Origin of the sequence: Phaeobacter sp. CECT 5382, from assembly GCF_001457775.1 — a bacterium.
In the GTDB taxonomy this organism is placed as follows: Bacteria; Pseudomonadota; Alphaproteobacteria; order Rhodobacterales; family Rhodobacteraceae; genus Pseudophaeobacter.
Genome location: NZ_CYSG01000001.1, coordinates 37,515 through 61,891, shown reverse-complemented (window position 1 = coordinate 61,891; position 24,377 = coordinate 37,515). Strand labels below are relative to the sequence as shown.

The following is a 24,377-nucleotide window of genomic DNA, read 5'->3' as shown; positions in this document are numbered from 1 at the left end:
TTCGCGGCGACTTTCGTCTATTTTCAACGACATCGCCCGCCCGCACAAGGCACGGGCGGGCGACATGAGGAAAAAAGGCGGGCCCGGTGGGGTTTCCCCCGATCAGGCCCGCCCAGTGAGGGATCAGTGATCCTGGGCTGCACCGGCGCCACGAGGAATGCGCACGCTTTCAACCAGGTCTTTGATCTCCTGCGGGGTTTCCTTGGTCATGCCTGCCACAACATAGGCGACAGTAAAGTTGACCGCGGCACCGATGGCACCAAAGGAGGTCGACTTGATTGTGCCCAACAGCGGGTCAGCATCGGTAAAGGAGTTGGTGTCCGGAATGAACAGCCAGCCCTTGTGCAGGAAGATGTAGATCAGGGTCACACCCAGACCAGCCAGCATACCTGCCACGGCACCGGTGTTGTTGATCTTCTTGGAGAAGATCCCCATCATCAGTGCCGGGAAGATCGAGGCCGCCGCAAGGCCAAAGGCCAGGGCCACGGTCTGCGCCGCAAAGCCGGGAGGGTTGAGGCCCAGATAGGTGGCAACCGCGATGGCTACAGCCATGGCAATACGCGCTGACAGCAGCTCACCTTTTTCCGAAATCTGCGGATTGATCGACCCTTTGATCAGATCGTGCGACACAGCGGAAGAGATCGCCAGCAGCAGACCCGCAGCCGTCGACAGCGCTGCCGCCAGGCCACCAGCTGCCACCAGACCAATCACCCAAGAGGGCAGGTTGGCGATTTCGGGGTTGGCCAGAACCAAGATGTCCCGGTTGAATTTGGTCAGCTCGTTACCGGTCCAGCCATTTTCAGCCGCTTTGGCCTGCATGTCAGCATTCTTGTCGTTGTAATACTGAATGTGGCCGTCGCCGTTCTTGTCTTCCCAAGCCAACAGCCCGGTTTTTTCCCAGGTGGCCATCCAGTCATAGCGTGCATCGTTTTCGATCTGCTCGACCGAAACCGCCTGCGCATCTGTGCCATTCGGCCACATCATATCGGTGATGTTCAGACGTGCCATGGCACCAACCGCAGGGGCGGTGAGGTACAGCAAGGCAATGAAAACCAGCGCCCAGCCTGCGGACCAACGGGCGTCAGCAACACGAGGTACGGTGAAGAAGCGCATGATAACATGCGGCAAACCGGCAGTACCGATCATCAGCGACAGGGTAAACAGCACCATGTTGAAGGTATCGGCGTGATGGGCGGTGTATTCATTGAAGCCCAGCTCACGCACGATGGCGTCCAGTTTCTGCAGCAGTGGCTCACCCGAGGCAACGTGGTCGCCAAACAGACCCAAGGCAGGGATCGGGTTGCCGGTCAGTTGCAGCGAGATGAAGATGGCCGGGATGGTATAGGCCATGATCAACACGCAGTACTGCGCAACCTGTGTATAGGTTACGCCTTTCATACCTCCGAACACCGCGTAAGCGAACACAACGCAAGCACCGATCAACAGCCCAGCGGTGTTGGAGACTTCGAGGAAGCGGCCAAAGGCCACGCCCACGCCAGTCATCTGACCAATAACGTAAGTGGTTGAGGCAACGATCAAGCAGATCACCGCCACAATGCGCGCAGTTGGGCTGTAGAACCGGTCGCCGATGAATTCGGAGACGGTGAACTTGCCAAATTTGCGCAGATAAGGAGCCAGCAGGAGTGCCAGCAGAACATAGCCGCCGGTCCAGCCCATCAGGAAGGAAGAGTTGTCATAGCCTGTAAAGGCAATGAGGCCCGCCATCGAGATGAAGGAGGCCGCCGACATCCAGTCAGCCGCTGTCGCCATACCGTTGGTGACGGGGTGTACGCCACGACCGGCGGCATAGAATTCCGATGTAGAGCCCGCACGGGCCCAGATCGCGATGCCGATGTAGAGCGCGAAAGACGTGCCCACAAACAGCAGGTTGATGGTAAACTGATCCATAATCACTCCTCCTCGACGCCGAATTCACGGTCGAGCTTGTTCATGCGGAAGGCGTAGAAAAAGATCAGGCCCAGAAAGACCAGGATCGATCCCTGCTGGGCAAACCAAAAGCCCAGATCAGTACCGCCAACCGAGATACCCGACAGCATCGGACGCAGCAGAATGCCAAACCCGAATGAAACGACAGCCCAGATCACCAGGCTGACAAGAATGATCCGCACGTTTGCCTGCCAATAGCCCTTGTCGGCCTCGGCTTGCTGTGCAGAGTTTGTTGTGTGATCCGCCATGGCGGCTCCTCCTTCTTCCTCCAGGACCTGATCGAGGGATCAATCAGGCAAGTGCTCTCCATTTTCCCGCGCCATTGTTTTTCCGAGGTTTTCGGAGGAAAACAGGGCATCGGGCATGGCTCCGCCAATCTGCTGACAGCCAGTCAACAAAGGATCGTCGGATTTTTCCGGTCTGTGCAGTGGGGCCCGGCTGAGCAGGCAGGGCCCCGGGAAATTCTAACTCTTAACTGGTTACGTCAGTGACGATCTTGGCAAGGCCGCCAGAAATCGCCGCGATATCGCCCATGGCATCAATCTTTTTCAAAGCACCTTTGCCATCGTAATAGGCAATCAGTGGTGCGGTCTGTTCGTGATAGGCTTCCAGACGGCTGGCTACGGTTTCGGCATTGTCGTCAGCACGGCGGGTCATTTTCTCGCCACCGCATTTGTCGCATTTGCCGTCAACCGCGGGCTGTTTGAAGCTGTCATGATAGCCCTCGCCGCAGCCGGCACAGGTGTAGCGGCCCGAAATACGCGTCACCATGGCGGCATCGTCTACCTCAAGGCTGATGGCAGCGTTGATCTTTTGGCCGTTCTCCGCCAGCAGCCCGTCCAGGGCTTCGGCCTGCACAGTGGTGCGGGGAAAGCCGTCCAGGATTACGCCTTTGGCGCAGTCGGGCTCTGCGAGCCGGTCGCGCAGGATGTTGATGACGATCTCATCCGAAACCAGACCACCGGCCTCCATCACGGCCTTGGCTGCCTTGCCAGCCTCGGTCCCTGCAGCAACGGCGGCGCGCAGAAGATCACCGGTAGAGAGTTGCACCAAGCCGAAGTTCTCTTCGAGAACACGGGCCTGGGTGCCCTTCCCGGCGCCGGGAGGGCCGAGAAGGATCAGAACAGCAGGGCGAGTCATTACGTCAGTTGTCATGCTGGCTTACCCCTTGATTGCGCGGTTTGCGATCAGATCATCGACCACCGACGGATCTGCCAGTGTCGAGGTGTCGCCCAGTGCGCCAAAGTCGTTCTCGGCGATCTTGCGCAGGATGCGGCGCATGATCTTGCCGGAGCGGGTTTTTGGCAGGCCAGGGGACCACTGGATCACATCAGGGCTGGCGATGGGGCCGATTTCGGTCCGCACCCAGGTGCGCAGCTCTTTCAGCAGTTCATCCGAAGGTTCGCGGTCGTTCATAAGGGTGACATAGCAGTAGATGCCCTGGCCCTTGATGTCGTGGGGGTAGCCCACAACGGCGGCCTCGGCGACGGCGGCATGGGCCACCAGCGCGCTTTCGACCTCGGCGGTGCCCATCCGATGACCGGAGACATTGATCACGTCATCGACGCGACCCGTGATCCAATAGTCGCCATCTTCGTCACGACGGCAACCGTCACCGGTAAAGTAGTAGCCTTTGTAGTCCGCGAAATAGGTCTTCTGAAACCGTTCGTGGTCGCCCCAGACGGTGCGCATCTGACCGGGCCAGCTGCTTTTGATGCACAGGACACCTTCAACACCATTGCCGCTGATTTCTTCGCCGGACTGCGGATCCAGCACTACGGGCTCGATACCAAAGAAAGGCTTCATGGCAGAGCCGGGCTTGGTGGCATGGGCCCCCGGCAGCGGTGTCATCAAATGACCGCCCGTTTCGGTCTGCCACCAAGTGTCAACGATGGGGCAGCGGCCGCCACCAACAATCTCGTTGTACCAGTTCCAGGCTTCTGGGTTGATCGGTTCCCCCACGGTGCCCAGCAGGCGCAACGAGGACAGATCGCATTTCTCAACCCATTCATTGCCCTGACCCATCAGCGCGCGCAGCGCGGTGGGGGCGGTGTAAAACTGGTTCACTTTATGCTTTTCGCAGACCTGCCAGAACCGGCTGGCATCAGGGTAGGTTGGCACGCCCTCAAACATCAGTGTGGTGGCGCCATTGGCCAGTGGACCATAGACAATATAGCTGTGGCCAGTCACCCAGCCCACATCCGCAGTACACCAGTAGACATCGCCATCATGGTAATCAAAAGTGATCTCGTGAGTCATCGCTGCATAGGTGAGATAGCCACCCGAGGTATGCACAACGCCCTTTGGCTGGCCGGTGGAGCCGGAGGTGTAGAGCACAAAGAGCGGATCTTCAGCGTTCATCTCAGCAGGCTTGCAGTAGTCGTTCGCCTCGAGCGCCATCTCGTTGTAGTCATAGTCGCGATCATTGATCCAGGTGGTTTGGCCACCGGTACGCTTGACCACCAGACATTTTACCGAGTCCTTGCAGTGCAGCAGGGCCGCATCCGCGTTGGATTTCAGAGGTGTTTTGCGACCGCCACGGGGGGCCTCGTCAGCAGTGATCACTACCTTGGCGTCAGAGCCGTTTACACGGGCTGCCAGGGCATCAGGGCTGAAGCCGGCAAAGACAATGGAGTGGATCGCGCCGATACGGGCACAGGCCAGCATCGCATAGGCGGCTTCGGGGATCATCGGCAGATAGATCACGACGCGATCGCCTTTGCGCACGCCCATGGTCTCAAGAATATTGGCCATGCGGCAGGTGCGGCGATGCAGCTCCTTATAAGTAATGTGCTGCGCGGCCTCTTCTGGATCATCTGGCTCAAAGATGATCGCGGTCTGGTCGCCACGGGTTTCCAGATGGCGGTCGATGCAGTTGGCCGACACGTTCAATGTGCCGTCAGAATACCAATTGATCGAAACCTCGCCGAAATTGTAGTTCACGTCCTTCACGGTTGTGAACGGCTTGATCCAGTCGATGCGTTTGCCCTGTTCTGCCCAGAAGGTTTCCGGATCGTTCAGAGAGGCGGCATACATCGCCTCATATTTGGCATTGTCGACATGGGCGCGGGCAACGGTTTCCTCGGATGGCGCGTGTGGCTGGCCTTCGGGCTGCGGTGTCATGCTTGTCTCCTCCCTATGATCTTGTCAGTTTGACACACCACAACTGGTGGGCGTGACTGTCAAACCGTTTCCTTCCTCTTCGGTGATCATAGGGAGTGTTGAAAATAAGTGAATAAGCGGCAGAAAAATAACGATTTGCTTGTAAATGAATTTCCCTGTTGGGCGTGCGTTTGAAAATTTGTTGGAAAAACTTCAAGAAATTCCTATGAAAATATGAGGAAATTCAGTCAACGATGGCCTGCCGGAATTTCGGTGAATTGTCGACAAAAGCCAGGAGAGAGCGGTCAATCCTGCCGTTTCGTGCAAAAATAAACCTGCGGCATTTTGTGACTCGGAGACGGTTTTACGTCGGCGCAGGGTGTTTTTGCGCAAGTTTGTTACTCCGCAGGGATGGTTGGAGCAGCCTTATCTGTACCGCTGTTTCGCCTCTGGGTGGAATCACGTTGCCTGTCTTGCGTTCTGTTGCGCTCCGGGCTTGGCAGCTTAGTCAGTTACCGCTAGCTTGTCGCCAAGCGCCTGGCCTCTGGGCCACCCGAAACGGGTAGTTTGGTCGATATGGGCGCAAAATGGGAGATGACTATATGAAAACGATTCTGACTGCCGCTGTGGCGGCTGCCGCTGGTTTTGCGCTCGTGGGAGAGGCCGCAGCAACCGAATGGAATGTCTCGGTCTGGGGCAAACGTCGCGCCTTTACTGAGCACGTCGAGAAACTGGCAGAGCTGGTTTCCGCCAAGACCAATGGCGATTTCACCCTCAACATCAGCTATGGTGGCCTGTCCAAGAACAAAGAGAACCTCGACGGTATCTCAATTGGTGCCTTCGAGATGGCGCAGTTCTGTGCTGGCTATCACCGCGACAAGAACCCTTCGATCACTGTGCTGGAACTGCCCTTCCTGGGGGTGAACACCCTCGAAGAAGAAGTGGCCGTGAGCCACGCGGTTTACGCGCATCCTGCGGCGCAAAAGGATCTGGCGCGCTGGAATGCCAAGCTACTGATGACTTCACCGATGCCACAGTACAATATCGTCGGTACGGGCGAGCCACGCGATGCAGTGGCCGAGTTCAAAGATATGCGGGTGCGCGCTACCGGCGGTATCGGCAAGGCATTTTCGGCAGTGGGCGCTGTTCCAACATCGGTGACCGCGACCGAAGCCTATAACGCAATGGAAAGCGGTGTTGTTGACACGGTTGCATTTGCTCAGCACGCGCATCTGGCCTTTGGCACCATCAACCGCGCTGAGTGGTGGACAGCCAACCTCAATCCCGGCACCGTCAACTGCCCGGTTGTGGTCAACACCGATGCCTATGACGCGCTGTCTGACGCCGAGCGCGCTGCACTGGATAGTTCCGTAGATGAAGCCATCGCGCATTACCTCGACAACTACGGCGCGCTGCTGGCCAAATGGGACACCGTCCTGGAAGAAAAGGGCGTGACCAAGGTGATGCTGCCGGAGGAAGAGCTGGCCTCGTTCCGCGCCACTGCTGCTGACCCGATCCGCGAACAGTGGATCAAGGACATGGAAGCACAGGGTATTCCGGGCCAAGAGCTCTATGACCTGGTGATGAAGACACTGGAAGACACCCGCGCCGACAACTAGGGCCGCTTGGGATTTGTCGGGGCTGAGAGCGCGCTCTCTCGGCCCCGATTTCCATTTCCTGGAACACTCTCTCTGACAGAAAGGTGGGACCCATGGCGGGAAACGCCGCGGTATTGGAAGATGGCAGTCTGATCAGCCGTCTTGACCGCAAATTGCTGCGCCTGGAGCAGGTTTTTGCCCTGCTGAGCGGGTTGGCAGTCTTTTCACTCATGCTGCTGGCCGTGATTTCGGTGGGTGGTCGCAACACGATGAACGCACCGCTGCCGGGATATGTGGACTGGATCGAACAGGCCATGCCGCTGATCGCCTTTATGGGGATTTCCTACGTGCAGCGAGATGGCGGCCATATCCGCATGGACATCGTCATTGGCGCTCTGCGAGGGCGCGCGCTTTGGCTGTTTGAACTGGTGTCTGTGCTGTTGATGCTGGTGCTGATGCTGGCCCTGGTCTGGGGCAGCTGGTCGCATTTTGCACGGTCCTTTGATTTTGCCGCACCACTGTGGAGCCGTGACAGTTCGATCGATATCGGATTGCCGATCTGGCCGGCCAAGCTTCTGGCGCCAGTGGCCTTTTCAGTGCTGGTTCTGCGCCTGCTGTTGCAGGTCTGGGGCTATGGCCGGGCCATGGTGCTGGGGCTGGCAACTCCACCGGCAGTGCCATTGATACAGGATGCCGCCGAACAGGCCGCCGCTGAGGCAGAACAGCTCAGTGGTCACGATGATGATGCCGTGAGCGGGCAGGGGAACTAGACATGGAACCAATTGATATCGGCCTTTGGGTCACTGGCATCATGCTGGTCCTGGTGGTTTTGGGTATGCGGGTGGCTTTTGCTGCCGGTCTTGCCGGTCTTGTTGGCTTGGTGTGGATCTTTTGGGCCAAGTTTGGCTATGATCCGTCCCGGTTTGGCAAAGCGTTGACGATTGCGGTGAAAACCGCAGGGCAGGTTCCGCACTCCAAGGTCTCAAGCCAGGCGCTGAGCCTTATTCCGACCTTCATTCTGATTGGCTATCTGGCTTACTACGCAGGCCTCACGCGGGCGTTGTTCGAGGCAGCCAAGCGCTGGATTGCCTGGCTTCCCGGCGGTCTTGCGGTCTCGACCGTGTTTGCGACGGCGGGTTTTGCGGCGGTCTCGGGGGCATCGGTTGCCACATCTGCGGTGTTTGCCCGTATCGCCATCCCCGAGATGCTGGCGATCGGCTACAACAAACGCTTTGCGGCAGGGGTTGTGGCCGCCGCCGGAACACTGGCCTCTTTGATCCCGCCATCGGCCATTCTGGTGATCTATGCCATTATCGTGGAGCAGGACGTGGGCAAGCTGTTGCTTGCGGGGTTTATCCCCGGTGCCTTTAGTGCTGTGGTCTATGTGACTCTGATCATTGGCATTGCGCTGATTTTCAAGAATGTCGGCCCGCCGGTTCGGGGCTTCACTTGGCGCCAGCGCTTTGAATCGCTACCGGGGGCGCTGCCGATCATCTTTGTCGTCGTGATCATCATCTGCTTTGTCTACAACCCTTTCGGCGGCGATGCTTGGGGCACTCCTACCGAAGGCGGCGCACTTGGGGCCTTTGTGGTCTTTTGCATGGCGCTGTGGCGCGGCATGAAATGGGCCGAGTTCAAATCGGCACTGCTGGAAACAGCCAAGCTGACGGTGATGATCTTTACCATCATCTGGGGCGTGCTGATCTATGTGCGTTTCCTGGGCTTTGCAGACCTTCCGGGGGCTTTCTCTGACTGGATCACCAGCCTCGAGATGTCGCCCATGGTGATCCTGATCTGTATCCTGCTGGCCTATGCGGTGCTGGGTATGTTCATGGATGCCATTGGTATGCTCTTGCTGACCCTGCCGGTGGTCTACCCGGCTGTGATGGCGTTGAATGGCGGCGAAACTGTTGCGGCAGCAGACAGCGCCTTTGGCATGTCGGGGACGATGTGCGCGATCTGGTTTGGTATTCTGGTGGTGAAGATGGCCGAGTTCTGCCTGATCACACCCCCGATTGGCCTCAACTGCTTTGTGGTAGCGGGTGTGCGTGATGATCTGAGCGTGCAGGATGTGTTCCGCGGGGTGATGCCGTTCTTCATCGCGGATGGCGTGACCATTGCGCTGTTGGTGGCCTTCCCGGGTATCGTGCTTTACCTGCCGATGCTGGCGCAGTAGCCGCAAACATTGGCCACTGTCAGCCATTGAAAGAAAAAGCACTCCGGTTTGAACGCCGGGGTGTTTCTCCATTTTGGGGCAGTCGAATTGCGTGAAATGGAGTGTTGCATTTGTTCTACTGGGCCAAGCACCAGTCCGCTACAACTGTGCCAATGTCCGCTTCGTCAATCGAGACGCAGTTTGAATAATGCATATATTAGCAGGATTGTGCAGGCTACCCCTGCACATAGGAACGATGAACGCAGTGCAATTTCGCGACCAAAATCCTGTTCCAAAACCGAAACCAAAATACCGCCAGTCATCGCTCCCAAAGGCATCGAACCCCATCCAAAGAAACGGTAAATACTATTGACGCGGCCTAATAGCTCCGGGGGGATACGCCTTTGCCGCCAAGAGACTGTGATGACATTCCAGAGCATGGCCGCGGCCATCACAAAGAAGAGCGCGAGCGCCATTGCCAGTCCTGAATGGCTCACTCCGATAGCACTATAGCCAATGCCCCAAGTTGCAATTGAAAGGTACAAACAGGCCTGCGAGCCAAGCCTGGAAATAGCCCAAGGAGCGAGCAGGCTTCCGGTGATTGCACCAACGGCTGCGACGGACAGGACCACCCCGTAAGAAGATGCGGATATCGCCAATACATCCTGTGCAAAAAGAACCTGGATAGTGATTGTCGCCGTAGCGATGAAGTTCGCGATCCCCAAAACGATTGCCAGTCGTAGCAACAATGCGTCACGCCGCATAAAGGCTATTCCTTCAAACAGTGCTTTTCGGAAACTGCGTTGGATCTTTGCCCTTGGCTTGAGCGAAATCATCCACACCAAGCCTGCCGCCAAGACCAGCAATGCAGCGTCAAGACCAAAGGGAATGCCAATGCCAGCGGCGATCAGAATGCCTGCCAATGGCGGGCCAATGAATTGGCCGGTCAATTGTTCGCTGCTCCAGAGCTGACCGTTGGCGGTCTCTAGATCCTTGGTTTCCACAATTGATGGCAGCATGGTTTGTGCGGCATTGTCCCGTAAAACTTCCGCAGACCCTAATAGAAAAGCAAGCGCTGCGAGTATCCAGATCGCGCCATCTATGTACTCACTCATCGCGAGCATCATGATTGCCGCAACAATGGCCGCACGTAAAATATCAGCACGCGCGATGAGCTTTCTATGGTCAGAGTTATCGATAATGACACCGGCAGGTATCGCAAATAACAACCACGGCAAGCGGCCCGCCGCCGCGACTGTGCCGATTGCGACAGGGTCATGCGACATCAGGGTTGCGAGCCAGGGTAAGGCAAGCACGACCATACCATCGCCAAGGTTGGTCAGAGTGCCAGCGCCAAAAAGAAGGCGAAAATTTCGGTTTCTGACTAAAAGTGGAGTAGACATTTTGATCCAAAATTCTCTCTAAAATGAGAGCTTGGCACAGCGGTTCATTTGCAACAAGCCGACGGAACGACCCGACTAGGATAAAGTCCAAACGGACTAAACCTGCCACTCGTCTGCCGCGCTGAATCATGCAGAGCGGACCTGCTTTGGGGCTGCCCTGACGCTAATGGCCAACGACCTCGTGAAACAGTGCTATAGTGAACGAAGGCGCGCTATCCGCCTTCGTTTCATTTACGAGTTCCCCCACGCCATTCATCACGAGTCTTTTCTCAGCCTTTGCCAGGCCATTAGCCAAAGTGCAACGTCTTGACCTCCAGATAGTCCTCCAGCCCCATATGCCCACCTTCGCGGCCATTGCCGGACTGTTTGTAGCCGCCAAAGGGGGAGCCATAGTTGAAGCCACCACCATTGATATGCACTGCCCCGGCGCGTAGCCGCGCGGCGACACGTTCGGCGCGCTCGGGGTCGCCGGTTTGCAAATAGGCGGCCAGACCGTAGGGCGTGTCATTGGCGATCTCGATAGCCTCTGCCTCAGTGTCAAAGGGGATCACCACCAGAACCGGGCCAAAGATCTCTTCCTGAGCAATGCGCATGGCATTATCCACATCGCCAAAAATGGTTGGCTTGCAGAACCAACCGGTGTCAAAGCCCTCAGGCTTGCCCAGTCCGCCTGTCAAAAGCCGCGCGCCTTCGTCGATGCCTGTCTGGATCTTTTCCTGAACCCGGTCGTATTGAATGCGGTCAAACAGCGGGCCGATGTGGTCGCCTTCTTCGGCCGGATTGCCCACCTGAATGCTTTCGGCGGTGCGCTTGGCGATGTCCAGCACCTGGTCATAGACGCTGCGCTCGACCAAAAGGCGGGTTGGGGCATCACAGGACTGGCCGGTGTTATACATCACCTCCTGCACCGATCCGGCCACGCGTTCTTCGAGATCGCAATCGGCAAAGACCAGATTTGGGGATTTCCCTCCCAGCTCCAGTGTGACGCGTTTTACCGTGTCGGCGGCGTCTTTGGTGATGGCGCTGCCTGCCCGGGTGGAGCCGGTGAAAGACATCATCTGGATATCTGCGTGGCGCGACATAGCGCTGCCAACCGACACGCCATCGCCCTGCACAAGATTGAAAACCCCCGCCGGGTAGCCCGCGGCGTCAATGATTTCGGCATAGATCATGGCCGATATTGGCGTATGTTCCGAAGGCTTCAGCACGCAGGTGCAGCCCGTGGCCAGGGCAGGCACCACCTTGAGCGCGATCTGGTTCATCGGCCAGTTCCAGGGGGTGATCAACCCGCAAACGCCAATCGGTTCGCGCAGTAAGGTATCGCCATTGGACAGGGTCTCTCGCTGCTTGATCTCCTGCAGGGCATCGATGAAGCCTTGTAGATGCCCGATGGCCGCATCTGCTTGCGCCTCGCGCGACATGGTGATCGGGGCTCCCATTTCTGCGGACATCGCCTGTGCGAGATCCTCGAAACGGGCTTTTGTTGCCTCCATTAGGCGGTCCAGCAGGGCCAGACGTTCTGCCTTGGAGGTCTGTGAGAAGCTTTCAAAAGCGGCCTTGGCTGCGGCCACGGCGCGATCCACATCGGCCTGATTGCCCATTGCGACCGTGCCAATCTGCTGCTCTGTGGCCGGGTTCATGACCGGCATGGTCGCGGTTGAGATTGGCTCAACCCATTCGCCACCAATGTAGAACTTTTTCAGGTTTTCCATCCTGTCACTCCTGTTGGGTATCGCGCGTTTGTGGCGAGCCTTCGGTTTTTGCTTGAGATACTGTGTCGCCTTTATCAGGCTTTGGCGATGGCTTTTTCGACAAGTGTCTTGACCTCACCGACATCTGCCAGCCGAGAGTTGCTGCCGACGACACGGTCTTGCAGTGCTATTTCTGAATCGCGCTGAAGCAGATTCAATTTGCTCGAAGGTTTTCAATCCAAAAAGAATCATGGGCGACCGGGAATGTCCCGGCCGCCCATGGTGTTCTGCCCGAAATGGACCGTGAGTGATTAGTTGGCGTCTGCCGCGTTCTTCATCAGATAGTCCAAGACCAGCGCAGATTCCTCGTCGTCTAGACCGGCACGCGGGAACATGGACGGGGTGATGCCCTGCCACTGTTGCCGGGTGTAGTGGGTCACTTCACGCGGCGCGTGGCAAACGGTGCAGCGCTCGTAGTAGATCTTTTCACCCGGGGTCATGTCTGCATAGAGCGAAGCGGTCAGAGCCTCGAGCCGTTCCAGGCCTAGCCCGTCTTCATCGATCTCTGTCAGCTCCATGTTATCGATGAATGCGGGTTTCTCGTAGGCCAGGTTGGGCCCGTCGGGATCTTCACATTTCTTGATCGACACCAGGGTGGTGTTGGCAGTGGTCGCCTGGCTGAGACCCGAGCTGCGCTGGGTCGAGGTCAGGAAGTTGATCAGACCCGAGTTGCAGCGGCCTTTGCTGTCAACCTGTGGCCAGCAGCCCTCGTAGATCGAGATCACCCCCGGCATGATGTCGTCAGAGACAACCGCCCCGGCCAGAACCGCGCCACGATCATTGTAAAGCTCGACCAGATCGCCGTCGGCGATGCCGCGTTTCTCGGCGTCCTGGCTGTTGATCCGCACCGGTTCACGTCCCTGGACCTTGTAGATGCCACGCAGGGTTGAGGATTGATCCATCTGGCTGTGCAGGCGGTACCAAGGGTGGGGGCTGACAACATGCAGCTGGCCCTCTTTGGCATTGCCCAGATATTCGTGTTTCTCCATCCAGACCGGCATGCCGGGGCAGTCTTCAATCTGCATGTCTGCAATGGTGTTGCAGAACATTTCGATCTTGCCCGAAGTGGTGTGCAGCGGATTGGCATCCGGGTCGTCATAGAAGGCTCCATGACGGGTCCATTTGCGCGCCTCGTCTTCCACTTCCATCAATGCGTAGCCCTGTTCCCAGAACTCCTCGAACGGGGTGGTCTTGGCCGCGGTTGAGCGCTCATAGGCCATCTTGATGTGATACATCTTATCTTCGCTGTCGGTGAACTGCGCCCAGAGACCCAGTTTGTCAGCAAGACCTTCGAAGATCTCATAATCTGGCAGTGCATCGCCGATCGGCTCAATGACCTTTTTCATCGCATAGACACGGTCGTTGGAATAGGTCCCACCCGAGGTGATGTCATCCTGTTCCAATGTGGACGCGGCGGGCATGACGATATCGGCCCAACGGGTTGCAGCTGTCCACCAGACGTCAACGCTGACAATGGTTTCGACCTTCTCGAGCGCACGGATCAGCCGGTTGGTATCTTGCTGGTGCGACATGAAGTTGTTGCCGGCGTTAAAGATCATCTTGACGTCAGGGTAGACGTTTTTGTTGCCATTGTAGCTCATCTCGAGGCCGGGATTTTCCAGCATTTCAGTGATCCGGCTGGCCGGGCAGATGGTTTTGACAAAGTTACGGCCCTGGCTGAGCCCCGATGGGGTGGATTTGCCAGAAGCGGGCATGCCGCCGTTGCCATAGTGCCAGGAGAAACCAACGCCCTGACCCGGTTTGCCGATCTTGCCGGTGAGGGCGGCAAAGTTGACGATGGCCCAGTGGGTCATTTCACCGTGCTGTGCACGCTGCAGCGACCAGGCACCGGCGATTTCTGTTTTCGAGGTCGCCAGCAGTTCTGCCAGGGCCTTGATTTCAGCTTCATCCATACCGGTGATGGCGGCCGCCCATGCGGGGGTTTTGGGGGTGCCATCGGTTTCACCCATCACATAGGCGATCCATTTGTCGGCGCCTGTGGTGTATTTGGCCATGTATTCCTTGTCGTCCAGGCCTTGTTCCAGCACGTGGTAGGCCATGGCGTTGAACAGGGCGACGTCGGTATTAGGGATGATTTTCAGCCAGTCGGCCTTGAGATACTCATCCGACGCGGTGCGCTGAGGGTTGATTGAGATGAACTTGATCCCGGCATCGCGGATTTCTTCCCAGTGGGCATACATGCCATGGTCGGCAACCCGGTATTCAATACGGTTGTTCTTGATCGGGTCACACCCGACAAGCACAAAGACTTCGGTTTCGTCGCGGATGGTTTCCCATGCGGATTGGGTGGAATAGACTTCCATATCGCCAATCACATGCGGCAGTGCGATCTGCGAGGCACCGGCAGACCAGTCACCAGCAGTATTGGTGCAGCCGCCCATCAGGTTGATCAGGCGCCCCTGCAACACGTTGGGGCGGAACACACCGGCATTGGACCAGCCGCCATAGGATGAGCTGAAGATGGCTTCGTTGCCATGATTGGTGGCGGTATCCAGCAGGGCCTTGGCAGTCAGGCTCCAGGCGGTGTCCCAATCGACGCGGACGTATTCTTCCTTGCCGCGCAGTTCTGGTTTCACGTCGCCGCTCTGCCAACCTTCGAGGTAGGATTTACGCACCATCGGGTAGTCGATGCGGCTTTTGTCATAGGTGCGGTCGATGATGCCATAGGACAGCATCTCGGTCGGGCGGGCATCAAGTTCCATCATATTGTTGATGGCGACGATCTTGCCATCGCGCACGACGGCCTCAAAGGGGCCAAAGTGGCTGGCATGAAAGGTGCGCGCCGCAAAGGAGTTGGGGTCGATCCCCGCCAGGGCGGTTGATCCCATCAGGGTGGTCGCGCCGAAGGCGGCAGCGCCACCTTGCAGGAACGAACGGCGGGTTGGGTTGGCAAAAGTCATGGTGTCCTCCACGGAATCATGTGAATGTCTGACCCCAAATCTAGAAACCGCGCATGAACAGGTCTTTCGTCAGCCATGAACAGGCTGTTTGAGTTTGTAAAAGAGTGTAACAATTCGGGCGAGTGGCCCCAAAGAGGCATGTATGAGCCAGCATATCATCATCGTTGAAGACGACAGCGTCACCCGCCGACGGCTGGCAGCGGCGCTGAGCAAGCAGATGTATCGCGTCAGCGAAGCGGAAGATGCCTGCCAGATGGAAGAAATCCTGGCGCGTGATCCGGCCGATCTTTTGCTGGTGGATATCAACCTTGATGGCAAAGATGGTCTGACAATAACCCGTGAACAACGGGCTAAATCAAAGGCCGGGATTATTTTACTGACCAGTCGCGATGATCAGATAGACCGGATCATCGGGTTGGAAATGGGGGCGGATGACTATGTGACCAAACCCTTTGACAAGCGCGAACTATTTGCGCGGATCAAGAACCTGATGCTGCGGATCAGTGAAATTGGCAGCAGTGAACCCGCACCAGAACCAGTCTGGCGTTTTGGGCGCTGGACATTGGATCGGATGCGTCGGCGTCTGGCGGATGACACCGGTGCGATCGAACAATTGACACGGGCCGAATTCGAGCTGTTGCATGCCTTCACCCGCTACCCCGGCGTGATCCTGCCCCGCGAACGCCTGCTGGAGCTGATCCAGCACCGGCAATGGGCGCCGGACAACCGCACAATTGATGTTCTGGTCGGGCGCCTGCGCAAAAAGATCGAAACGGATCCGGGACAGCCCGACTGGATTATCACTGTTCACGGCGAAGGCTATGTCTTTGCCGCCTCAGATACCTGAAGACCCAGATCCTGGGCAACTTTGCAAAGCTGGCGGCGTGTTTCCAAGAAAATCTGTTCAAGGTTTTCGCTGGCGCCCGACAGGTCCTGCTGTGTTTCTGCCAGTTTTTCCAAGCGCCCAAGATAGCTGCCCAGCACGTCCAGACGGAAATTGGAGGACGCCCCCTTCAGGCGATGTGCCGTCCGGCGGGCGTTCTCATGATCCTGCGCAGCACAGGCCTCGGCAAGCTGTGAGACGGCCTGGTCAGCTTGCTTCAGATACTCTGTCAGGATTGCACTGGTTTCCTCGGCGCCCAGATCCAGTATGTCGCTGGACAGGCTTTCACGCGTGGGTGCGGTTTCGATTTCTGTCTCTGTCTGTGCCAACTCACTTTCCCGGTTCTGCGCGTGCTGACCATCCGGGGGTGTGGTGGCAAGCATCTGGCTCAGCTGACGCGGAGAAATGGGTTTGGTGAGAATACGTTCGACGCCGAGACGGTCACGCTCTTCCTGGGTGTCGGCTAGGTTATGCGCGGTCAGCGCCACAAGCCGGGGCGGGGTGCTCAGGCATCGGGTGATTTCTGCCGCCACCTCAATTCCCGAGATGTCAGGCAGGTCCAGATCCAGCAGGACCACATCGAAATCGGCGGCGTGCACAGCTTTGATCGCTGCCTTTCCGGTTTCTGCTTCGGTGACAAAGCAGCCCAACCGTGCAAGGTAGCCCTGTGCCACCATACGGTTGACGGCGTTGTCTTCGACCAGCAGAATCCGCTGACCGAGCGTGGCACGTGCAACCGTTTCTATCGGACGGGAGACCTGCGCCAGATCGCCTTCCGGCAGGGCGAGGGTCAGAGTGAAGCGCGAGCCCTGGTCGGGCGCACTTTCAACGCTCAGCAAGCCACCGATGACTTCGGTCAGGCGGCGGGAAATTGACAGCCCCAGCCCCATCCCCTGAATATCGGCCTTCTTGCCCCGTTCGGCGCGGCCATAAGCATCAAAGATGAAGTCCATATCTTTGGCGGCGATGCCAATACCGGTGTCGACAACCGAAAAGCTGATGACATGGCGGCCATCCTCGCCTTCAAAGGCGTGGTCCACCACCAGATCGATACGGCCCTGCTCGGTATATTTAGTTGCATTGGACAGCAGGTTGACCACCACCTGGCGAATTTTGGAAACATCCCCAAACAACGCAATCGGCAAATCCGGTGGGGATTGGACGCCATAACCCAGCCCTTTGGCCTGGGTGCTGACACCGAGGTAGGTGGCAAATTGGCCGACCAGATCACGTAGGTCAAAATGGATGGGGGTGTCACGCAACTTGCCCCGTTCGGTGCTGGCATAGTCCAGCAGATCATTGGTCAGTCCCAGCAGGTGTTCGGCCGACTGTCGTGCCGTGACCAGGCGCTGGCGATCATCCTGACCTGCAAGCTCGCTTTCCAGCAAACGCAGCATCCCGATGATGCCGTTTAGCGGGGTGCGGATCTCGTGACTCATCATGGCCAGGAATTCCGATTTTGCCCGGTTGGCGGCCTCGGCCTCGGCGCGGGCGCGGTCATGTGCGTTCATCTCGGTGACAATGTCGCCGGTGCGCTGGCGAACCGTGTCTTCCAGTTCGTTGCGCAATTGCCGCGCTTTTGCGGCACGTCCACGCAGAATATGCAGAGCCTGTTCCATGGCGCCGATTTCGTCGTCACCGCTGACAGGAATGTCGCGGCCGTAGTCTTCGTGTACCAGTGCGTCGATATGTTCAGCGACACCGCGCAGGCGGGCCACGACCTGTCTTCTGGCAAATTGCCAGCTCACAAAACCCGCCCCAGTCGCCAAAAGCAGCAACACGCCAAGCCCGATTGCGATGCGGTGGCCGAGGGTATCAGTTTGCTGTTGTGATTGCAGAGCCCGAGCCTGTAGGCGGGTGAGCAGGTTATCGGTAAATCGGGTCAATACGCCGACATCGCGGCGTATGCCAGACAGCAGCGTGACCATCCTGTCGGCATTGACCAGCGCCGCTTCCTGCAGGCTATAGGCGCCTGTTTCTGCAAGCTCCTCTCGCAAGAGGCGCAGCAGATCAGTCGCCCGCGACTGCGCCTGTGCTGAAAGAAGATATTCCAGCCGCCGCTCGGCGAAGGCCAGGTTTTGGGCAAGGTCTTCGCGTTGCTGTGTTAGTTTTTCCCTGTCCGACAGATCCGCAATCAGCCGTAGATGGCCTCCGGCGGCATCAATGGCACGGGCCAGTTCGACCTGGCGGTCATAGGCGAAAAAATCGCGGTCGGCCAATCTGTCCAGCAGTTGCCTGGCCGCATCCGGTTGGGCATAAAGGTCGGCTATTGTTGCCGTGACCCTGACGCGGGTGATATCCAGCTGACTGGCCAAAATATCCTGAATTTCTGCCAGACTGTCTGCGACATTGGTCAGACGTCCGTCCAATCTCTGGCGTTGCTGCAGCCGCATTTGCGCAACCTGGGCCAGCTGTGTCACCGAAGATTGCAAACGCTCCAGAACCTGCGCACCATTGTTCAGGTCGTCCTTGAAAAGATCGGCGAATATTCCAGGCTGTCTGAGCCGATCGAAATCGGTCTTCAGATCGTCCATCTCGTGCTGCAGGGAACGGACCAGCGACTGGAGGTCTGCCAGATTGCCGACCTCGGAAAACGACGGAGCAAGCGCGGCGACAAAGATGCTTTCGTCGGAAATCTTGCGGGCGAGGGCGGCAGCGGGCAAATTGTCCTGTATCAAGGCGCGCTGTTGCCCGGTGAGATAGAGGTTGGAGCCTAGTGCTGCCAGGCTGACAAGGACGGAGAGGCTCACGATGAAGGTGAACACCCGTAATAACTGCTTGTCAAAACCAACGTGTTGCATGGCGCGACGCTATGGTGTTTTGCGCTTGCTCGCAATCACTTGCCTTGTTTTTGCATCCCTTGTTTTAGCGGTCGAGGCGCAAACCGGTGATGAATCTCCCTGGCCGCACCCTCACAGGGAGCAGACTTCTGCCCCGTCCAGTCAGGTTCGGCTGTGTGTAGTCGTCCCGCATTTCAAGGATGAATATTGGCTTAGTGTCGGACACGGCCTGCAGGAAGAGGCGTCTCGCAGGCAGGTCGCCCTGATCATCCATGAGTCCGGCGGCTATCACGCTCTGGAACGTCAGGTGAGCCTGCTTGAAACCTGCATTGCGCAGGGGGTGGATGCCATTTTGCTGGGCGCTATTTCAGCCGAGGCGGATGTTCTTCTGGCGGCAGTGAAACATGCTGCGGCCCGTGTTCCGGTCTTGGCGCTGGTGAATGAGTTGCAGTCGCCTGATCTGGCGGGCTCGATTGGCGTGGATTGGCGTCAAATGGGGCGTGTGATTGGGGATTTTCTGGCTGCAAGACATCCGGGCGGAGCCCGGGCCACCACGGTCGGATTTGTCACCGGGCCGGTCGATTCCGGCTGGTCGCCCTTGCTTGAAAGCGGGTTACGGGCCGGATTGCTTGGCTCTTCGGTCGAAATAGTTGTGACGCGCCATGCCGATACCGGGCTGCGCGAGCAATTGCGCGAAGTGGAAACAGCGCTGAGTTTGCAACCCGGCCTCGACTATCTGGTGGGCAGCGCTCCTGCTATCGAGGCTTCGATGGGGCTGGCGGCACGCAGCGACAGCGGCTTTCCTCAGATGATAGCCACCTACATCAGCCATTCTGTTCGACGTGGGCTGCAAAGTGGAAAAGTAGTCGCTGTGCCGTTTGATGATCCGGTGCTGCAGGGGCGACTGGGCGTTGGGGCAGCTCTCTATGCGATCAGCGGCGGACGGCTTTCAGCGTTGCAGGGACCGGAAATTGAACTGATCCAGGCCGAAGATGCAGGTGATTTGCCACTTTCGCCTGCGCACCTTGTTCTGGCCATCGAATAAAAGCCTTAGACCGCATTCTGCTAGGTTTGGCTGGCTAGAAAGAAAGTGCTGCCAAGTCTCGGCCAAATGGGTGATCCTATGAAATCCCGCTAGGCTTATTGAACTCACGGAAGGACTATTAAAGTCAAAAAAGCCACCAAGCTATTGAGCTTGGTGGCTTTTTATGGCTCCGGCGGTAGGGATCGAACCTACGACCAATTGATTAACAGTCAACTGCTCTACCGCTGAGCTACGCCGGAACGGTGAGAGCGATATAGCCAGAGCGGCAGAAGACGTCCAGAGGGGAAATGTAGATTTTTCAAGAAAAATCAGCCTGGGTCCCGAGGCGGAACTTTGCCTCCGGGGTAAGGGCGCCAATTGGCGACACAATAGACTTTCCCGCCAGATCGACCAAATGTGCAAGCACGTTGCGTTCAGCCGCGCCCAACAAGGCAGGTGGGGTTTCGGTGTAGATAGCCCGGGCCAGTTCCGCAGGTGTTGCAGGCTGGTGTTGCAGCCGTTCGAGAATTGCAGCCTCGCGGGCATTTCGGTGCCCCATCAGCCAGTCCAGTCGGCCCGAAGGATCCAGCACGGCGGCCCCGTGGCCAGGATAGAAGACACGCCAAGAGCCGTCGCGCAGGCGCTGACAAGAGGTCATGAAATCGGTAAGATCGCCATCGGGGGGGGATACCAGCGAGCTGGCCCAGCCCATCACGTGATCGGCGGTGAAACAGGCGTCATTCAGCCCGAGGGCAATGTGGTTCCCCAGATGGCCCGGGGTGTGTATGACCTCCAGGCTCCAGGTTTCGCCCGTCAGGATCTCGCCGTCGCGCACGGATATGTCCGGGATGAAATCAGTGTCAATTCCTTCACCACCCCCTTGCATACCCTTGTCCACGAGGTCCTGCATTGCAGGGCTGCGCCCGGCAGTAGCCGGGCCAAACCCATAGACAGGCGCCCCACAGCGCAGCGACAGGGCCCTGGCCAGCGGGGAGTGATCAAGATGGCTGTGGGTAACGATGATATGGCTGATCCTCTGCCCAGGTTCGATGGCGGCCAGGATGGCCTCCAGATGCGCGGGCAGGTCTGGACCGGGATCGATCACCGCAACATCCCCGGTGCCGATCAGATAGGTATTGGTTCCGCGATACGTCATCGGAGAGGGGTTGGGTGCCAGAATGCGCCGCACACCGGGTTCCAGTTCCTCGGGCTGTCCGGGGACTGGATTGAAATCATCAGGAGCCTTCATCTGCTGTCGCCTCGTCTCTGTCGTCTTGTTTTCTGCTGACCTGTGGCCTGCAACATTTAGCCTGCAACATTTTCAATGCTTGTTTGCGATCTGTCGGGCTGGTCTGCAAGCCCGCAGAACGACGGTCGGAACCAGGGCGAAGAGGCGGCCTGCGCCAACCTCGGTGTGATCCGCTGCCGGATACCACCGATCTGCACTCGTATCGCTGAACTACGCCAGTTTCCCTGCCAGTGCCGATTTACGTCCCTGATGTATTTCAGGGTCACATCAGCATTGCTGTCACCTGTTGTCAGCCTCCATCTTCACAGTGTCGCACTGCAGCTGTAGTCTTAACCTATGTTCTTCCAATGGCTCAAACAATATGTCCCGCGTAGCCTTTATGCCCGTGCGGCATTGATCCTGGTTATGCCAATCGTTGCACTGCAATTGGTGGTGTCGATCGTCTTTATCAAACGTGACCTCGAAGATGTCACGACGCAGATGACCACGACTGTGCTACGTGAAATCGCCCTGTTGCAGCAACTGGGCGCAGATGAAGCCGATCCGCTGGCCTATCTGGCGCGGATTGATCCGTTGCTGGAGCCGCTGACAATGCAGGCCCGAATCCTGCCTGCTGAGGCGCAGCCGCCGCGCGATGAGCTGCGCTGGGATGAGTTTTCAGGGCGTGTGGTCCGCGACAAGTTCCAGTTGGAATTGGCCGAATTTCGAGCCGTGAAGTTTCCGGAAAATCGGGACTTTTTGCTGTATCTGGACACCGCTGCGGGGATTCTTGAATTGCGGTTGGACCGGCGGCGCCTTACGGCGGCAGCACCGCATCAGCTGATTGTTACCATGGTGTTTTTTGGTTTCCTGATGACCGTGATTTCCTTTGTCTACATGCGCAACCAGTTGCGTCCGATCAAAAAACTGGCGGATGCGGCTCAGGCCTTTGGGCGGGGGCGCAATGTCCCCTATGCGCCGCGCGGCGCCACAGAGGTGCGGGTCGCGGGCAGCGCCTTTCTGGATATGCGTGCCCGCATTGAGCGCCAGATCGAGCAGCGTACCCTGATGCTGTCAGGGGTCAGCCATGACCTGCGCACGCCGCTGACGCGTCTCAAGCTGAGCTTGGCGATGATTGACGAGGATGAGGCCGAACCAATGCTGCGCGATGTCAGCGAGATGCAGGCGCTGCTGGATGCGTTCCTTGATTTTTCGCGTGGTGCCTCAACTGGTGAACCGGAACCGGTGGACCCGCAGGCGCTGATCACAGCCGTGGTCGAGGATTGGCGGCGCCAAAACAAAGACGTGATGCTGGGAGAGCTGAGCGGCGTCGGGACAGTGCCGCTCAGGGCGCAATCGATACGGCGTGCGGTCGAAAACCTGGTGTCAAATGCGGTGCGCTACGGCACCCGTGCCCGGGTCTCCATGGCATTGACGGAAAAGTCTTTGAGGATCCGGGTCGAAGACGATGGCCCCGGAATTCCAGCCGCGCAGCGCGGCGATGCGATCCGTCCCTTTTCGCGGCTGGATCCGGCGCGCAACCAAGATCTTGGCTCTGGTGTGGGGCTGGGTCTGGCCATTGTCACCGATATTGCCCGCGCCCATGGAGGGACTCTGCGCCTCGGCAAAAGCGAAGAGCTTGGCGGCCTGCAGGCGGATATCGTGATCGGCCGATGAGGCGTGCCGCCTCTATCACAAGAGTAGAGAGGCGGCACGAAAGTGCGGGGCGCGCTGTGGTCAGCTGCGATTGTGAAAGATGAAGCCGATGAAGTTGAGTAGAAGCTGAGCGGCCAGAACCTGCGTGCTTTCGCTGGGGTCATAGGCTGGTGCCACCTCCACCAGGTCAATGCCGACCACATCGCCACGCTGGCTCAGCCCCTGCAAGATCTCCAATACGTCGTAATAAAGAAACCCGCCATGGCTTGGCGTGCCGGTGCCTGAGGCAATGGAGGGGCAGAAGGCATCGATATCGATGGTGACATAGTAGCGACTGCCTTCGGGGATGCGGGCCAGCACGGCCTCGGTGCCCAGTTTGCGCACTTGGCGCACCGACAGGATGTCTGAACCACGGGTGCGGGCGTCATCGTAGCCTTCTTTGGCAGTAGAGGACACATTGCGAATGCCAAGCTGGGTCATGCCCGAAACATAGTCTTTTTCGATGGCGCGGCGCATCGGGTTGCCATGGCCATGGGTGACTCCATGGCGTTCGTCGACAAAATCCAGATGGGCATCAATCTGCACCACATGGATCGGGCCGTTTTGGGCACAGTCCTCGGCAAAGGCATTGATGCAGGGGATATTGATCGAATGATCGCCGCCGATGGTCACCGGCAAAGCTCCCGCATCAAGGATTTTCTTGACGCCGAATTCGATATTCGCGTGGCTTTCTTCGGTCTTGGTATGGATGATATCGGCGTCGCCAATATCCACCATTTTCATATCGGCGCCCAGATAGGTGGCATCGTCTTCGTGATCATAGGCTCCGGCATGGCCAAAGCTGAACAGGGTTGAGGCCTCGCGGACGGCGCGGGGGCCAAAACGGGCGCCGGCCCGCCATTGGGTGCCAAAATCAAACGGTGCCCCCAGGATGGCGACATCGGCGTCTATGGCATCCCAATCTGCGATGTATTGAGATTTACCAAAGGTGGAAATTCCCACGAATGGCAGATTGAGACGTCCCGCCGCATATCCATGTTCAGACACGTAATTCTCCCGTGGTTTTTATTGTTTCTCTGCCTGAGCATGGCCGATTTTTAGCGGGTCGCCAAGCAGGGGAGCGACAGATGGGCTTCGCTCCCAGACAAGAACGGGACAAGAAAGGGATGCATGCAGGGGTATGCGGTCTACACAGCTCGTCTCTAGGGGGCTTTGCCGATTCAAAACCTGCACTCAAGCTTTCGTGACTGGGTCAGTGTCAGGGTTTGGCAAGATAGGGGTTTGTGGTCGCATCGTGCACAATATACGCAGGGGTATCATAATTGTGATTCTGCCCAGTAGTGTGAGTTGAGACCAAACATGAGTAAACGTGACCTTGTTGAGCGCTGGTTTGTCGAGGCCTGGGAAAAGGGCAATATGGCAATCCTGGACGAAATGCTTGCGCCATCTTTAACGGATAGCGATCTTTTGGATGGATTGCTCGCTCCGCGCCGGGACTTCCCGCTTCTGGTGGAGGTCATTCACAAACTCGTTGGCCCCTTGAAGGTCGAGATCCTGCGCTTCTTGCAAGACGGTGACTGGACGTCGACGCATTATGTCATGACATCACCCGGCCCCGATGCGGCGACCCCCTTGCGTGTCGAGGGAGTCGTGCTGATCCGGTTCGAAGAAGACAAAATCGCCGAGCTGATTTCCCGCTTTGATGGATTCACCCTGTTTGAGCAATTGGGTCAATTGCCTCCTGATGCGCTGGTCGCCTGCCTTTCCGGGCAAAAACTGACCTGGGCCTAGACTGACCTGAGCAAGGACCGACCGGGGCATAGACTGAACTTGCATAGGTTGGGCACAGGCCAGACTTCAATTGCTTTTTCTGTTCCTGAGGAGGCCGCAAGACTGCCCGGCACAAGAGCACTGCCCGACTGGAGCGAC

17 protein-coding genes and 1 tRNA gene are annotated in these 24,377 nt (G+C 57.7%); 7 read left to right on the top strand and 11 right to left on the bottom strand.

The genetic code is table 11. The annotated features are described in order from the left end of the window. Positions 1–123: 123 nt before the first annotated feature. The 4 genes from PH5382_RS00265 to acs all read right to left on the bottom strand — a co-directional run bounded on the left by PH5382_RS00265 (position 124) and on the right by acs (position 5,070). A complete protein-coding gene (locus PH5382_RS00265; RefSeq protein WP_058332350.1) occupies positions 124–1,908 on the bottom strand; it encodes a sodium:solute symporter family protein in 1,785 nt (594 codons plus the stop codon). 2 nt (positions 1,909–1,910) lie between these two features. Then, entirely contained in the window at positions 1,911–2,195 is a 285-nt protein-coding gene (locus PH5382_RS00260; protein ID WP_058332349.1) for a DUF4212 domain-containing protein, read from the bottom strand. Between the two features lie 223 nt (positions 2,196–2,418). Continuing rightward, positions 2,419–3,102, bottom strand: a complete 684-nt coding sequence (locus tag PH5382_RS00255) for an adenylate kinase (protein WP_058332348.1) — start codon at positions 3,100–3,102, stop codon at positions 2,419–2,421. Positions 3,103–3,108: 6 nt separating this feature from the next. Next, a complete protein-coding gene (gene acs / locus PH5382_RS00250; protein WP_058332347.1) occupies positions 3,109–5,070 on the bottom strand; it encodes an acetate--CoA ligase in 1,962 nt (653 codons plus the stop codon). A 581-nt stretch (positions 5,071–5,651) separates the two neighbouring features. On the opposite strand from acs, the gene PH5382_RS00245 reads away from it, so the two are divergent. The 3 genes from PH5382_RS00245 to PH5382_RS00235 all read left to right on the top strand — a co-directional run bounded on the left by PH5382_RS00245 (position 5,652) and on the right by PH5382_RS00235 (position 8,823). Beyond that, positions 5,652–6,668 (top strand): C4-dicarboxylate TRAP transporter substrate-binding protein, encoded by a 1,017-nt coding sequence (locus PH5382_RS00245; protein WP_058332346.1) that lies wholly within the window; start codon positions 5,652–5,654, stop codon positions 6,666–6,668. A 92-nt stretch (positions 6,669–6,760) separates the two neighbouring features. Continuing rightward, positions 6,761–7,417 (top strand): TRAP transporter small permease subunit, encoded by a 657-nt coding sequence (locus PH5382_RS00240; RefSeq protein ID WP_058332345.1) that lies wholly within the window; start codon positions 6,761–6,763, stop codon positions 7,415–7,417. Positions 7,418–7,419: 2 nt separating this feature from the next. Beyond that, the gene (locus tag PH5382_RS00235; RefSeq protein ID WP_058332344.1) at positions 7,420–8,823 is read left to right on the top strand and encodes a TRAP transporter large permease; all 1,404 of its coding nucleotides are present in this window, start codon (positions 7,420–7,422) and stop codon (positions 8,821–8,823) included. 164 nt (positions 8,824–8,987) lie between these two features. On the opposite strand, the gene PH5382_RS00230 is transcribed toward PH5382_RS00235, so the two are convergent. From PH5382_RS00230 to PH5382_RS00220, 3 genes are all read right to left on the bottom strand, one after another. Next, positions 8,988–10,205: an MFS transporter gene (locus PH5382_RS00230; RefSeq protein WP_058332343.1), complete on the bottom strand. Its 1,218-nt coding sequence runs from the start codon at positions 10,203–10,205 to the stop codon at positions 8,988–8,990. A 287-nt stretch (positions 10,206–10,492) separates the two neighbouring features. Further along, positions 10,493–11,917, bottom strand: a complete 1,425-nt coding sequence (locus PH5382_RS00225; RefSeq protein ID WP_058332342.1) for an aldehyde dehydrogenase family protein — start codon at positions 11,915–11,917, stop codon at positions 10,493–10,495. A gap of 290 nt (positions 11,918–12,207) precedes the next feature. Continuing rightward, entirely contained in the window at positions 12,208–14,877 is a 2,670-nt protein-coding gene (locus PH5382_RS00220; RefSeq protein WP_058332341.1) for a molybdopterin-dependent oxidoreductase, read from the bottom strand. Positions 14,878–15,019: 142 nt separating this feature from the next. Between PH5382_RS00220 and PH5382_RS00215 the strand changes: the two genes are divergently transcribed. Then, positions 15,020–15,724, top strand: coding sequence for a response regulator (locus PH5382_RS00215; RefSeq protein ID WP_058332340.1), 705 nt, complete (start codon positions 15,020–15,022; stop codon positions 15,722–15,724). Here the strand turns inward: PH5382_RS00215 and PH5382_RS00210 are convergent. Beyond that, positions 15,697–18,561, bottom strand: coding sequence for an ATP-binding protein (locus PH5382_RS00210; protein ID WP_058332339.1), 2,865 nt, complete (start codon positions 18,559–18,561; stop codon positions 15,697–15,699). The two genes, PH5382_RS00215 and PH5382_RS00210, sit on opposite strands and share 28 nt — an antisense overlap. On the opposite strand from PH5382_RS00210, the gene torT reads away from it, so the two are divergent. Then, on the top strand, positions 18,560–19,585 hold the full coding sequence (gene torT / locus PH5382_RS00205; RefSeq protein WP_058332338.1) for a TMAO reductase system periplasmic protein TorT: 1,026 nt from the start codon (positions 18,560–18,562) through the stop codon (positions 19,583–19,585). The genes PH5382_RS00210 and torT overlap by 2 nt on opposite strands. Before the next feature lie 164 nt (positions 19,586–19,749). Here the strand turns inward: torT and PH5382_RS00200 are convergent. Both PH5382_RS00200 and PH5382_RS00195 read right to left on the bottom strand, forming a co-directional pair. Beyond that, positions 19,750–19,824, bottom strand: a tRNA-Asn gene (locus PH5382_RS00200). A gap of 59 nt (positions 19,825–19,883) precedes the next feature. Further along, entirely contained in the window at positions 19,884–20,813 is a 930-nt protein-coding gene (locus PH5382_RS00195; RefSeq protein WP_058332337.1) for an MBL fold metallo-hydrolase, read from the bottom strand. Positions 20,814–21,149: 336 nt separating this feature from the next. On the opposite strand from PH5382_RS00195, the gene PH5382_RS00190 reads away from it, so the two are divergent. Beyond that, positions 21,150–22,469 (top strand): ATP-binding protein, encoded by a 1,320-nt coding sequence (locus tag PH5382_RS00190; RefSeq protein WP_058332336.1) that lies wholly within the window; start codon positions 21,150–21,152, stop codon positions 22,467–22,469. A gap of 60 nt (positions 22,470–22,529) precedes the next feature. Here PH5382_RS00190 and speB read toward each other — a convergent pair whose 3' ends face one another. Further along, entirely contained in the window at positions 22,530–23,495 is a 966-nt protein-coding gene (gene speB / locus PH5382_RS00185) for an agmatinase (RefSeq protein ID WP_058332335.1), read from the bottom strand. Positions 23,496–23,807: 312 nt separating this feature from the next. On the opposite strand from speB, the gene PH5382_RS00180 reads away from it, so the two are divergent. Further along, on the top strand, positions 23,808–24,239 hold the full coding sequence (locus PH5382_RS00180) for an ester cyclase (RefSeq protein ID WP_082645522.1): 432 nt from the start codon (positions 23,808–23,810) through the stop codon (positions 24,237–24,239). Positions 24,240–24,377 lie beyond the last annotated feature (138 nt).

Bases quoted from the DNA above. Each gene is read 5' to 3' on its own strand.
- PH5382_RS00260 (WP_058332349.1), bottom strand. From the start codon at position 2,195: ATGGCGGATCACACAACAAACTCTGCACAGCAAGCCGAGGCCGACAAG.
- PH5382_RS00220 (WP_058332341.1), bottom strand. From the start codon at position 14,877: ATGACTTTTGCCAACCCAACCCGCCGTTCGTTCCTGCAAGGTGGCGCT.
- PH5382_RS00215 (WP_058332340.1), top strand. From the start codon at position 15,020: ATGAGCCAGCATATCATCATCGTTGAAGACGACAGCGTCACCCGCCGA.
- PH5382_RS00210 (WP_058332339.1), bottom strand. From the start codon at position 18,561: ATGCAACACGTTGGTTTTGACAAGCAGTTATTACGGGTGTTCACCTTC.
- PH5382_RS00245 (WP_058332346.1), top strand. From the start codon at position 5,652: ATGAAAACGATTCTGACTGCCGCTGTGGCGGCTGCCGCTGGTTTTGCG.
- PH5382_RS00180 (WP_082645522.1), top strand. From the start codon at position 23,808: ATGAGTAAACGTGACCTTGTTGAGCGCTGGTTTGTCGAGGCCTGGGAA.
- PH5382_RS00235 (WP_058332344.1), top strand. From the start codon at position 7,420: ATGGAACCAATTGATATCGGCCTTTGGGTCACTGGCATCATGCTGGTC.
- PH5382_RS00195 (WP_058332337.1), bottom strand. From the start codon at position 20,813: ATGAAGGCTCCTGATGATTTCAATCCAGTCCCCGGACAGCCCGAGGAA.
- PH5382_RS00230 (WP_058332343.1), bottom strand. From the start codon at position 10,205: ATGTCTACTCCACTTTTAGTCAGAAACCGAAATTTTCGCCTTCTTTTT.
- PH5382_RS00190 (WP_058332336.1), top strand. From the start codon at position 21,150: ATGTTCTTCCAATGGCTCAAACAATATGTCCCGCGTAGCCTTTATGCC.
- PH5382_RS00225 (WP_058332342.1), bottom strand. From the start codon at position 11,917: ATGGAAAACCTGAAAAAGTTCTACATTGGTGGCGAATGGGTTGAGCCA.
- PH5382_RS00240 (WP_058332345.1), top strand. From the start codon at position 6,761: ATGGCGGGAAACGCCGCGGTATTGGAAGATGGCAGTCTGATCAGCCGT.
- PH5382_RS00265 (WP_058332350.1), bottom strand. From the start codon at position 1,908: ATGGATCAGTTTACCATCAACCTGCTGTTTGTGGGCACGTCTTTCGCG.
- acs (WP_058332347.1), bottom strand. From the start codon at position 5,070: ATGACACCGCAGCCCGAAGGCCAGCCACACGCGCCATCCGAGGAAACC.
- torT (WP_058332338.1), top strand. From the start codon at position 18,560: ATGGCGCGACGCTATGGTGTTTTGCGCTTGCTCGCAATCACTTGCCTT.
- PH5382_RS00255 (WP_058332348.1), bottom strand. From the start codon at position 3,102: ATGACAACTGACGTAATGACTCGCCCTGCTGTTCTGATCCTTCTCGGC.